Consider the following 11719-nt stretch of genomic DNA (forward strand, 5'->3'; position numbering starts at 1 on the left):
GAGCGAGTACAGACCGTGATAGAGCAGTTATCTCTCGCTATAGAGCGGATAGGCACGAACTATGATCGCTCACACGAAGTAATGAGCGCGGCAGCAATTGCCCACTAGATACGGCAGGGCAATGAGCGGTTGAGTGGGTTGATTGATCGCATAACCCGTAAGTATGAGCGGATATGGATCAAGATAGAGCAGTTATCTCTCGCTATAGAGCGGATAGGCACGAACTATGATCGCTCACACGAATGAATGAGCGAACACGCAACTACGTCTCCCGCAGCTAGATGAACATTGTCCTCTCCTCATATTGCGCTTTTTCTCAGCACAATAAACATTGTCAACTAACTGTCACAGTTACAATTATCGAATTTTGGTATCATATATGATAGACTGTTTTCATATACAAAACACGCATCAAAATGAATATGCACGTAAATCTGAGGAGGAATATCATGTATCCACAACTATCGACTGAAGTAGCAGAAAACGAAGCACTAGTAACGATGAACACAACAATGGGGCCAATCAAAATCAAGCTTTTTAAAGAGCAAGTTCCAAAAACAGTAGAAAACTTCTTGACTCACGCAGAAAACGGCTATTACGACGGGATTATTTTCCACCGCGTTATACCTGAATTCATGATTCAAGGTGGAGATCCAACAGGAACGGGAATGGGTGGAGAAAGTATCTACGGCAACACATTCCAAGATGAGTTTACAATGGATCTATTCAACTTACGTGGTGCTCTTTCTATGGCAAACGCTGGACCGAATACAAACGGTAGCCAATTCTTCATCGTACAAGCATCTTCACTTGCTGGCGCTTCAGCGTCACAATTGAAAAAAGGTGGATGGCCTGAAGAAATTGCAGATGCATATGAAGCAAACGGTGGAACGCCACACTTGGATCAGAAGCACTCTGTATTTGGTCAAGTACTAGAAGGAATGGACGTTGTGGATAAAATTGCGAATGCAAAAGCTAACCGTGATAACAAGCCTAAAGAAGAGATTAAAATTGAATCAATCGAAATTATCCAAAAGTAATCGGATTTGATTCGTAGGGGGAAACTAGCATGGACTTCGTTCTATTGATGCCGTTTCTTTATTTTCCTGAAGATAAATCAGAATACATCCCAGCAGCAATCTCTTTCGTCGTCTTTATGACGATAATGCTGTTCGTATTTCGTTGGATTATTAAGAAATCTAAACGGCAGGAAGAAGAAACGAAAGAGCTGGAACAACGTATTTTAAAAGAGCGACAACAACATAAAAATCCAGGACATCCCATCGATTGATCGGGATGTTCTTTTTTAATCTGTCGGATTCGTAAACTGTCAAAATATCTCTAACTGTTTTCTTACAACCTGTTGTGCTATCATTAAAAGAAAATACAAATCAGGTGAAGAATCATGCAAACCATTGAAATGAATAAAAAAGCAGTCTCACTTCTTAAACAATGGGATCCATTCCAAGAAGGGGAATATGCAGATGGTGCGGAAATCGCTGAAATCGTGACGAAGCTTCAATATGTAGATCATCCAGCAGACTTGGCTAAATATATTCGTGATGTCTATGAGCACACCCATGAAATTTGGATACCTCTAGAGAACTGTATGGACATATCCTATAAACTGATTGCTGTTAAATATGAAGCTAAATCAATCGTTCAATATTAAATGCTTCACGCCATCTATTCGGATGGCTCTTTTTTGTTCAAAACTTTGAAATATGGTATACTATGAAGCGGCCTTAGTGGCAGACTAGATACTACTTTAGATTGGGAGCTGTTTTGCATGTCTCACAAATTTGCAGTAGGAGATGAGCTGACCGGAAAAGTTACCGGAATACAGCCGTACGGTGCGTTTGTGGCGCTGGATGCTTCAACGCAAGGTTTAGTGCACATCTCTGAAATCACGTATGGATTCGTTAAAGACATTCATGAATTTTTGGAAGTTGGGCAAGAAGTTCACGTCAAAGTATTGGATGTGGATGAAGGAGCTAGTAAAATCAGCTTATCGATCCGTGCATTACAAGAGCCACCAAGTTCTTACCTGAATCACTCCCGTTCACGTCAATCATTGCAAGAACGTGTAGATCAGCAAGATGCAGATGGCTTTAATTCACTGAAAGATAAACTACAGGGCTGGATTGAACAATCCGGACGTTAATAAAAGGACTGTCGCAGAAGTGGTTATGACTTCTGCGACAGTCCTTTTTTGCTTTTAAAATAGACATACTGTCGTTTAATCTCTAAGGTATTGGGAGATTGCTTTTTGCTTGTACTTCTAGGTTTTATCGTAGTTTTTAGAAGCTGAAACGTTGAATGGATGGCAACTATCAGAAGATCAACAGAGTTTTACCATGTACTCATTCCTTCATCTTTCTTAACCGGTATTGTAAGTTCTGTCTACTCATGCCAAGAGAGCTGGCGGTTTTCGTAATGTTGTGATCATGCAACTTCATGGCTTTTTGAAGATAATATCTTTCGGCTTCTCGTAAATACTGATCAAACGGCAACAGTTTTGAATCGCTCTGTACAACAAAGTCTTTTGGTTTTGAAGCGTCATTCGCGATGGACTCCACCTTCATCTTAAATTGCAAAGGCAACATATCAAATGTCAGCGTATCTTCTGTTGTACGCATAGATGAAACCTCATCGAGAAGTAGCTCGAGCTCTCGCAAATTCCCAGGCCAGCCGTACGCATGAAGTGATTCTCTCACTTTGTCATCGATTTTCGTCAATCCTGTTCCTAGCGACTCTATTCTAATCTGTAAATACGATTCTGCAAAAGGGATAATATCTTCTGGACGCTTCCTAAGGGGAGGGATCCTAATGGCGAAGGATGCGAAGAAGTAATAGAGTTCCTTTAGCAATGTTCCAGAAGCGATAAGCTCGACAGGGTCATCCCCGATACTCGCAATGAATTGATGGGCGGGTGTTTTCTGCAAGACATATAGGAGAGCTTGTTGCAAAGAAATGGATATACTATCGATTCGTTCGCAAAATAACGTCATAGGTGGTTGCTGTTGTAAAGTTTCTTCGAGTTGCTGGATGATCTCTGTATCAGCATGGAGACAATGGAATGTGTGGAATATTCGCTCGTTGTCTACAGACCCATAGTGGATCGCTTCGGCAAGATTATCCTTTCCTACTCCCGTTTCCCCAATTAATAAAACGGGCAAGCCGGCCGCTGCTGCTTTTTCAGCAGTGGAAATGACCGACTTCATAGCAGATGAATGAGCGGTGAGTTGATTAAATGTAATCGGTCCGCGATTTTTACGTAGTGGTTGCAAAACGAATTTTTCCAATGCCGTAATATCTTGAGCGAACTCAATCGCCCCGATTAATTCCTGCTGTTCATAAATAGGGTAAGTGTCGTTCATCGTCGTGATTTCTACTTTATTCGTATTCCAGTATCTCTGCTTCACACGCAATTGGGGTTCTCCACTTTGCAATACTTTCAATAACGTACTCTCATTTTTATCAAAGTTAAATAGCTCCAAAATAGAATGGTCTTTTATATCTTCAAGATTCAATCCTTCGATTTCCTTCATTTTACGATTATAGACAATGGTTCTTCCAAAATGATCCACAGCGTGTATACCGATATTTGCATGATCCACTGCAAACTGATTGCATCTATTCAATAAATTTTCGTGTGTATTTATTTGAATCACCTTCCTAACATAAGTACGTATCAAATTTCAGTTGCTAAATTAGTAGAATTTAAAAATAATTACATCAAAACACTTGCAATGTGCAACGTTTTCTTGCATCATTATAAATGTAAACGCTACCAAACGCAAATATATTTTGCGCCCTAATTATAAAGGAGGATTTGATTCCAAATGATTCCATACAAACATGAACCATTCACAGATTTTACAGTTAAAGAAAACCAGAGAGCATATGAAGAAGGCTTTAAAATCGTAGAAAGCTATATTGGGCAAGATTATCCGCTAATTATCGGCGGTGAACGCATAATGACAGATAAGAAGTTAGCATCCACTAACCCTTCCGATAAAAAAGAGATTATCGGTAACGTCTCGCAAGCTAGTCGTGATCTAGCAGAACAAGCGATGAGTACTGCAAAAGAAACATTCGAAACGTGGAGAAAAGTTAAGCCGGAATTTCGCGCTGATGTATTATTCAAGGCAGCTGCAATCGTTAGACGCCGCAAGTTTGAGTTTTCTGCTTTGCTTACGAAAGAAGCAGGCAAGCCTTGGAATGAAGCGGATGCAGATGTCGCTGAAGGAATCGACTTTATGGAATATTATGCACGCCAGATGCTTACACTAAAAGAGGGTATGCATGTGGAGAGTAGACCGGGAGAGTATAACCGATTCGATTATGTACCACTGGGTGTAGGTGTAGTCATTTCACCATGGAATTTTGCGTTTGCGATCATGGCAGGAACAACGGTAGGTGCACTTGTAACAGGAAACACCGTGCTGTTGAAACCAGCATCTACAGCAACAGTTGTTGCGTATAAGTTTATCGAAGTCCTTGAAGAAGCAGGCATGCCAACGGGTGTCGTCAACTTCATCCCAGGATCAGGTTCTGAGATTGGTGACTACTTGGTTGACCATAAAGATACTCGTTTCGTTTCATTCACAGGTTCACGTGAAGTAGGTACACGTATTTTTGAACGCGCAGCAAAAGTACATGACGGTCAAATTTGGCTGAAACGTGTAATTGCAGAAATGGGCGGTAAAGATACAATTGTTGTCGATAATGAAGCAGATTTGGAATTGGCTGCGCAATCTATCGTTTCCTCATCATTTGGATTCAGTGGTCAAAAGTGTTCAGCGTGTTCTCGCGCCATCATTCATGAAGATGTCTACGATGAAGTGGTAAAGCGTGTAGAAGAAATCACGAAGACATACAACTGGGGCGATCCAATCGATGGGAAAAACACAGCCGGTCCAGTTATTGATCAGGCTGCATTCGATAAAATCATGGATTATATTGAAATTGGTAAGCAAGAGGGACGTCTTATTGCAGGTGGAACTGGCGACGATTCAAAAGGTTATTTCATAGCGCCAACTGTATTCGCAGACGTAGATCCAAATGCACGTATTTCTCAAGAAGAAATCTTTGGTCCGGTTGTGGCACTTTCAAAAGCTTCATCATTTACAGAAGCGATTAAATTTGCGAACGATACAGACTATGGCCTAACAGGTGCGGTCATCACAAAGAACCGTCACCATATTGAGCAAGCTCGTGAAGACTTCCATGTAGGCAATCTGTATTTCAATAGAGGTTGTACAGGCGCTATCGTTGGCTACCAGCCATTTGGCGGTTTCAATATGTCCGGTACCGATTCAAAAGCTGGCGGACCTGATTACTTGCAGTTGCATATGCAAGGAAAAACTACATCAGAGATGCTGTAAAACGTTGAAGTGAATTTGAAGGAGTGAACGGATATGACGAAAACGACGAATGTTATTGAAAAAACAAAAAAATACGGTGCGAATAACTATAATCCGCTACCGATTGTAATTTCTGAAGCGGAAGGTGTCTGGGTAACAGATCCTGAAGGCAATAAGTATATGGATATGTTGGCTGCCTACTCGGCACTCAACCAAGGACACCGCCATCCGAAAATCATTCAAGCGCTGAAGGATCAAGCCGATCGTGTCACGCTAACGTCACGTGCATTCCATAATGACCAATTGGGTCCGTGGTATGAAAAGATGGCAGAGCTTTCAGGTAAAAACATGGTATTACCGATGAACACAGGTGCAGAGGCAGTGGAGACTGCTTTGAAAGCAGCAAGACGCTGGGCGTATGACGTGAAAGGTGTAGCGGGCAATCATGCAGAAATCATTGCATGTGTAGGAAACTTCCACGGCCGTACACTGGGTGCGGTTTCATTGTCATCTGATCCAGAATATAAAAAAGGATTTGGTCCATTGCTACCGGGGATCAAATTAGTAGAGTACGGGGATATCGAGGCATTGAAAGCGGCTATTACTTCAAATACTGCTGCATTCCTGATTGAACCGATCCAAGGTGAAGCTGGAATCATCATTCCTCCAGAAGGATTCATGAAGGAAGCATCCGAACTATGTAAAAAAGAAAACATTCTCTTTATTGCTGATGAAATTCAAGCAGGACTCTGTCGAACAGGGGAGATGTTTGCATGTCAATATGATGGTGTCACACCGGATATGTATATCCTTGGAAAGGCACTGGGTGGAGGAGTATTCCCAATTTCCTGTGTACTTGCGAATGATGATATCCTAGGCGTATTCAATCCAGGATCTCACGGATCTACATTTGGTGGAAATCCAATGGCATGCGCAGTATCCATAGCGGCACTTGAGGTGTTGGAAGACGAGGAGCTTGCGAAGCAATCCAAAGAATTAGGAAACTATTTCATGGATGAATTGAAGAAACTAACACATCCTTCAATAAAGGAAGTGCGTGGACGCGGATTGTTTATTGGAATGGAATTGACAGAAGAAGCACGTCCGTATTGCGAAGAACTAAAAGACCTTGGTTTATTATGTAAAGAAACACATGATACCGTAATTCGTTTCGCTCCTCCCTTGATCATCACGAAAGAGGAGTTAGACTGGGCATTGGATAAGATTCGCACAGTATTTAACAAGTAAGTAATACCTTGCCGCCAAGCTTTTTATCAAACGAAAAAATTCAGAAAAGATTTGGAATCGATGTGTGGATGTTTGACAATGCTCGTGTTATAATGTGTCCGTGAAAGACAATAACAAACAAAGAGGCGAGCCATACAATGACAGAAAACCTGAATCTATTTACGTCTACACAAGTTGTTATAAAAGAAGCACTTGAAAAGCTAGGCTATGATGAAGGAATGTATGAACTATTGAAAGAACCACTTCTTATGGTAGAAGTGCGTATTCCTATCCGTATGGACGATGGAAAAGTAAAAGTATTTACAGGATACCGCGGACAACACAATGATGCAGTTGGACCCACAAAAGGTGGAATTCGTTTCCATCCTAACGTAAGTGCTGATGAAGTGAAGGCGCTTTCTATGTGGATGACACTTAAAGCGGGAATTGTAGACTTGCCATATGGCGGTGCTAAAGGCGGTATCATATGCGATCCGCGAGAAATGTCGATGGGTGAATTAGAACGTTTGAGCCGTGGCTATGTGCGTGCACTTAGTCAGGTAATGGGACCTGCAAAGGATATTCCTGCACCGGACGTCTTTACGAATTCACAAATCATGGCATGGATGATGGATGAATATAGTAAGATAGATGAATTCAACTCACCTGGTTTCATTACAGGCAAGCCAGTTGTACTTGGTGGTTCACACGGCCGCGAGCGTGCAACAGCTGAGGGTGTAACGATAATTATTAATGAAGCGGCGAAACGTCGTAATATTGATATGAAGGGTGCACGCGTAATCATTCAAGGATTCGGTAACGCGGGAAGCTTCCTATCTAAGTTTTTACATGATTCAGGTGCGAAAGTAATCGGGATTTCCGATGCATACGGTGCATTGTATGACCCTGATGGTTTAGATATCGACTATCTACTAGATCGTCGCGACAGTTTCGGAACAGTTACTACACTATTCGACAATACGCTAACAAACGCGGAACTTCTCGAAATGGAATGTGATATTCTAGTTCCAGCTGCTATCGAAAATCAGATCACTGAAAAAAATGCTCATAATATTAAAGCGAACATCGTAGTGGAAGCAGCTAACGGTCCAACTACTTCGGAAGCTACAAAAATCCTAACAGATCGCGGTATTCTACTAGTGCCTGATGTATTGGCTAGTGCTGGTGGCGTAACTGTATCGTACTTCGAATGGGTTCAGAATAATATGGGGTATTACTGGTCTGAAGAAGAAGTACGTGAAAAAATGACAGCGAAAATGGTTCTGGCATTTGAAAATGTATATAACGTATCGTCTACACGTAATATCGATATGCGTTTAGCGGCATATATGGTTGGTGTACGTAAAACAGCGGAAGCAAGCCGTTTCCGTGGCTGGGTATAATAATAATAATAATAAAAGGCATCTCCTCGAGTGTGAGGAGATGCCTTTTATATTTGTTCGATAGATGAAGTGGATCGAATTTCTTCTGTTGATTTCGGCTCCTCTTCCCTGCGCCAATACGTAAAGAGAACTTGTAACGCCACGAGACCAGACAAACCGATGACGATATAAAGAAAGCGTGCTAGTGGTTGATAGGCGCCTTCTGTCAGTTGAGCAATGACATCGAAACGGAAAATCCCGACAACTCCCCAGTTTAATGCACCGATAAGTGCGATTGCTAACGTAACTTTTTGTAAAGTTTCCATTTTATCTCCTCCTACAAAAAGTATATCCTGTTTTCAGAACACTATACTTGCATCGTAAATACATCTTTTTCATAATAGGGAGTAGGAAGAAGGAGGCGTACGATTTGGATAATTTTATTTTCAACAATCCGACAAAATTAATTTTTGGCAAAGATCAATTGCAACATTTACCAAAAGAACTTGAAACATTCGGTAAAAAGGTTTTGCTTGTATATGGTGGCGGCAGTATTAAGCGCAATGGCCTATATGATGAAATAACGAAATTGTTGAACGACAATGATTTTGAAGTAGTAGACATGCCTGGTGTTGAACCGAACCCACGACTGTCGACAGCTAAAAGAGGAGCGGAGCTTTGTAAAGAGCATAATATCGATGTGATTCTTGCAGCTGGTGGTGGGTCTGTAATTGACTGTACTAAGTTGATTGCTTCCGCAGCGAAATACGACGGTGACCCTTGGGATTTCGTAACAGGTAAAGCAACACCTAAAGAGGCACTTCCATTTGGCACGGTGCTAACGATCACTGCAACTAGTTCAGAAATGAATGCAGGTTCTGTTATTACGAATGAAGAAACACAAGAAAAATATGGCTGGGGTGGACCGTTAAGCTATCCAAAGTTCTCTATATTGGATCCTAAATACACATTGTCCGTGCCACTTGATCAAACAGTGAATGGTATTGTGGATACGATGTCCCATATCTTCGAGCAATATTTCCATACGGCAAACAATGCTTCGTTACAGGATGAAATATGTGAAGCGGCATTACGTTCCGTTATGAAAACTGGGGAGCAACTCGTGAAAGATCCTGAGAACATAGAGCTTCGCGAGTCTATGATGTTTGCAGGGGTTTGGGGATTAAACGGTTTCCTATCAATGGGTACAAGAGGAGACTGGGGTACGCATAATATCGAACACGCGGTATCTGCCGTCTACGATATACCTCACGCTGGCGGTTTAGCAATTTTATTCCCGCACTGGATGAAGCAAACATTCCCGAAAAATCCACAACGTTTTGTTCAATTGGCTGTTAATGTGTTCGGAGTAGATCCAGCTGATAAGACGGATGAAGAAGTGGCTATGGAAGGAATCGACCGTTTGAGTGCTTACTGGAAGAAGATTGGCGCACCCGTCACGCTGGCGGATTATGATATTGATGACTCTAAATTAGAGTTAATGGCAGAAAAAGCAGCTGTGAATGGTCCGGTCGGTGGGTTTGCTAAGCTATCTGAGGATGAAGTGCTATCTTTATTGAAAGCTAGCTTGTGATTTCTATAGTTCTATGTAATTTGAATAAATAAAAAGACTGAAAACAAAGCCTGCGAGCGGGTTTGCTTTCAGTTTATAACGCCAGGTCACGTGGACTTGGCGTTTTTTTTTATGGATAAATTACGAGTTCCACCGATTCTACATAGGAGAGTGTAGTGAGTTCAATATAGAGTGAAGAGGTAGATTTTTTTGGATGTGCCATAAGTTTGAATTGCAATTCGTGATGGTATTGATGTTCTGGTGTCTGGAATTGTCTGATACGCATATGGTCAATTTCCATATGCTCTTCTTTCAAGTACTTTACGAGATCGTCAATTTTAGACTTTTGAGTAATGATAATCGTACAATTCGCTTCCTTAGTACGCAATCGTTTAGGACCGAACTTGCCCAATAAAGGCGCTATTAGCTCAATAACAATCATAACGCTAACTACAGTGAAAAATGCTTCGATGTAGAAACCTGCACCTACGGCGATGCCAATACCCGCTGCACCCCAAATCATCGCGGCCGTAGTAAGCCCCGTAATATTATCATTATCTCTGCGCAATATAGCCCCGGCGCCAAGGAAACCGATACCGCTGACGATTTGTGCGGATAGCCGCAAAGGGTCCATTGTAATATTGATATCATTGCGAGAGGGGACTAAGTAAGCTGCTTCCATTGAGATAATTGTCAACAGACAACTGAAGGTGGCAATGACTGCGCTTGTTTTCAGACCAATAGGCTTTTTCTTGATTTCTCGCTCTACACCAATAATGATACTAAGTACGAGTGCAATACTGATTTTAATTAATGCTTCTCCATTAAAGGAATCGGCAAGTAATGTGAACATAAATTATCCTCCTTTACTTACAAAATAGGAAGATTACCTATATACTCTCTTTTATACGGCAATCGACTTGTACTGGCCTCTTCTTCTATTGTAATGGGAAGAGAGATAGAAAGAGAAGTGATATTTTGAATAAACCGTCAATTCATCCCTACATACCTATTGCGATTGGTGTCCTCACTGTTGGACTGTCTGCAATCTTTGTAAAGATGGCTACTGCCGATGCAGGAGTCATCGCCTTTTATCGTATGTTCTTTTCGGCCGTCATTATGCTTCCGTTGTTTTTAATTTCCTATCGTAGCGAACTTACTTCATTAACAAAAAAGGATTGGCTGTTTACCGCAAGTTCAGGAATATTTCTTGCTATCCATTTTATACTGTGGTTTGAATCGCTCAACTACACTTCAGTCGCTAGCTCGACCGTGTTAGTAACGCTACAACCAATATTTGCATTAGCCGGTACAGCACTGTTCTTTAAAGAAATCATCACAGGCAAAATGTTGACTGCTGTTATCGTAGCATTAACAGGGAGCTTCATTATTAGTTGGGGAGATTTTCAAGTAAGCGGAGCTGCATTATTTGGGGATTTACTTGCATTGCTCGCTTGTGCATTCGTTACAGCATATTTATTAATTGGCCAGAATGTACGTAAAAGAATATCACTCGTGACGTACACTTTTCTTGTGTATTCTATAAGTTCGGTAACTCTCTTTTTCTATGTGCTTCTCACGCAAGAGCCTTTCTTCGGATATCCCGCAGCGGATTGGGGATGGTTTTTAGCTCTGGCGATCTTGCCAAATCTATTGGGGCATACGTTATTTAACTGGGCAGTCAAATGGGTGAGCACAAATGTTGTGTCGATCGCCATCTTGTTTGAACCGGTACTCGCTTCCATAGCCGCATATTTCGTGTTGCACGAAAAAATAACTTCTCTTCAATTAGGAGGCGCAATCGTTGTCCTGGCAGGGGTTTTGCTGTTTGTCATTGATGTAAAAGCAATAAATAAAAAACTATTTACGAAAAACACTTGATTTCTCTATACGATCTATTGTATATTAGTTCTTGTCGCTTCGGACGTAATCGAGAACAACGAAAACAAAGAAAAATTTCTTTTAAAAAGTTGTTGACTTCGATAAGCGCCGAGTGTAATATAGAGAAGTCGCTTTTATACGACTGACAAACACGAACCTTGAAAACTGAACAGCAAAACGTTAACGAAATACAGTTTGTGCACCTAACGGTGACACAAACAAAATGAGTATCTTAATTGATGCCAGCAAATGAAACTCGAGCTAATCGAATTTCTCTTATGGAGAGT

Annotated in this window: 12 protein-coding genes; 9 read left to right on the forward strand and 3 right to left on the reverse strand. The window is 41.3% G+C overall.

Annotated elements, in window-relative coordinates; all coding sequences use genetic code 11:
• Positions 1-449: 449 nt before the first annotated feature.
• The 4 genes from CSV64_RS16140 to yugI all read left to right on the forward strand — a co-directional run bounded on the left by CSV64_RS16140 (position 450) and on the right by yugI (position 2164).
• On the forward strand, positions 450-1040 hold the full coding sequence (locus tag CSV64_RS16140) for a peptidylprolyl isomerase (RefSeq protein WP_099635633.1): 591 nt from the start codon (positions 450-452) through the stop codon (positions 1038-1040).
• Between the two features lie 29 nt (positions 1041-1069).
• The gene (locus CSV64_RS16145; protein ID WP_099635632.1) at positions 1070-1291 is read left to right on the forward strand and encodes a hypothetical protein; all 222 of its coding nucleotides are present in this window, start codon (positions 1070-1072) and stop codon (positions 1289-1291) included.
• A 114-nt stretch (positions 1292-1405) separates the two neighbouring features.
• Positions 1406-1672: a DUF1871 family protein gene (locus tag CSV64_RS16150; protein ID WP_099635631.1), complete on the forward strand. Its 267-nt coding sequence runs from the start codon at positions 1406-1408 to the stop codon at positions 1670-1672.
• Positions 1673-1789: 117 nt separating this feature from the next.
• Positions 1790-2164, forward strand: coding sequence for a S1 domain-containing post-transcriptional regulator GSP13 (yugI, locus tag CSV64_RS16155; RefSeq protein WP_029054404.1), 375 nt, complete (start codon positions 1790-1792; stop codon positions 2162-2164).
• Positions 2165-2363: 199 nt separating this feature from the next.
• Here the strand turns inward: yugI and CSV64_RS16160 are convergent, their stop codons facing one another.
• Positions 2364-3674 carry a sigma 54-interacting transcriptional regulator gene (locus CSV64_RS16160; RefSeq protein WP_233190522.1) on the reverse strand — a complete coding sequence of 437 codons (1311 nt, stop codon included), beginning with the start codon at positions 3672-3674 and terminating at the stop codon, positions 2364-2366.
• A gap of 171 nt (positions 3675-3845) precedes the next feature.
• On the opposite strand from CSV64_RS16160, the gene pruA reads away from it, so the two are divergent.
• From pruA to CSV64_RS16175, 3 genes are all read left to right on the forward strand, one after another.
• Positions 3846-5390 carry an L-glutamate gamma-semialdehyde dehydrogenase gene (pruA, locus tag CSV64_RS16165; protein ID WP_099635630.1) on the forward strand — a complete coding sequence of 515 codons (1545 nt, stop codon included), beginning with the start codon at positions 3846-3848 and terminating at the stop codon, positions 5388-5390.
• 33 nt (positions 5391-5423) lie between these two features.
• Positions 5424-6617 carry an ornithine--oxo-acid transaminase gene (locus CSV64_RS16170; RefSeq protein ID WP_099635629.1) on the forward strand — a complete coding sequence of 398 codons (1194 nt, stop codon included), beginning with the start codon at positions 5424-5426 and terminating at the stop codon, positions 6615-6617.
• 137 nt (positions 6618-6754) lie between these two features.
• Positions 6755-7999: a Glu/Leu/Phe/Val family dehydrogenase gene (locus CSV64_RS16175; protein WP_099635628.1), complete on the forward strand. Its 1245-nt coding sequence runs from the start codon at positions 6755-6757 to the stop codon at positions 7997-7999.
• A 47-nt stretch (positions 8000-8046) separates the two neighbouring features.
• On the opposite strand, the gene CSV64_RS16180 is transcribed toward CSV64_RS16175, so the two are convergent.
• Positions 8047-8304, reverse strand: coding sequence for a DUF378 domain-containing protein (locus CSV64_RS16180; RefSeq protein ID WP_099635627.1), 258 nt, complete (start codon positions 8302-8304; stop codon positions 8047-8049).
• A gap of 104 nt (positions 8305-8408) precedes the next feature.
• Between CSV64_RS16180 and CSV64_RS16185 the strand changes: the two genes are divergently transcribed.
• Entirely contained in the window at positions 8409-9572 is a 1164-nt protein-coding gene (locus tag CSV64_RS16185; protein ID WP_099635626.1) for an iron-containing alcohol dehydrogenase, read from the forward strand.
• A gap of 109 nt (positions 9573-9681) precedes the next feature.
• Here CSV64_RS16185 and CSV64_RS16190 read toward each other — a convergent pair whose 3' ends face one another.
• Positions 9682-10404 (reverse strand): MgtC/SapB family protein, encoded by a 723-nt coding sequence (locus CSV64_RS16190; protein WP_099635625.1) that lies wholly within the window; start codon positions 10402-10404, stop codon positions 9682-9684.
• Positions 10405-10529: 125 nt separating this feature from the next.
• Between CSV64_RS16190 and CSV64_RS16195 the strand changes: the two genes are divergently transcribed.
• Positions 10530-11432, forward strand: coding sequence for a DMT family transporter (locus CSV64_RS16195; protein WP_099635624.1), 903 nt, complete (start codon positions 10530-10532; stop codon positions 11430-11432).
• Positions 11433-11719: the final 287 nt, after the last annotated feature.

The organism is Sporosarcina sp. P32b (assembly GCF_002743335.1).
GTDB lineage: Bacteria > Bacillota > Bacilli > Bacillales_A > Planococcaceae > Sporosarcina.

Excerpts from the sequence above, each read along its gene's own strand:
- CSV64_RS16140 (WP_099635633.1), top strand. The coding sequence starts at position 450 with ATGTATCCACAACTATCGACTGAAGTAGCAGAAAACGAAGCACTAGTA.
- CSV64_RS16145 (WP_099635632.1), top strand. The coding sequence starts at position 1,070 with ATGGACTTCGTTCTATTGATGCCGTTTCTTTATTTTCCTGAAGATAAA.
- CSV64_RS16150 (WP_099635631.1), top strand. The coding sequence starts at position 1,406 with ATGCAAACCATTGAAATGAATAAAAAAGCAGTCTCACTTCTTAAACAA.
- yugI (WP_029054404.1), top strand. The coding sequence starts at position 1,790 with ATGTCTCACAAATTTGCAGTAGGAGATGAGCTGACCGGAAAAGTTACC.
- pruA (WP_099635630.1), top strand. The coding sequence starts at position 3,846 with ATGATTCCATACAAACATGAACCATTCACAGATTTTACAGTTAAAGAA.
- CSV64_RS16170 (WP_099635629.1), top strand. The coding sequence starts at position 5,424 with ATGACGAAAACGACGAATGTTATTGAAAAAACAAAAAAATACGGTGCG.
- CSV64_RS16175 (WP_099635628.1), top strand. The coding sequence starts at position 6,755 with ATGACAGAAAACCTGAATCTATTTACGTCTACACAAGTTGTTATAAAA.
- CSV64_RS16180 (WP_099635627.1), bottom strand. The coding sequence starts at position 8,304 with ATGGAAACTTTACAAAAAGTTACGTTAGCAATCGCACTTATCGGTGCA.
- CSV64_RS16190 (WP_099635625.1), bottom strand. The coding sequence starts at position 10,404 with ATGTTCACATTACTTGCCGATTCCTTTAATGGAGAAGCATTAATTAAA.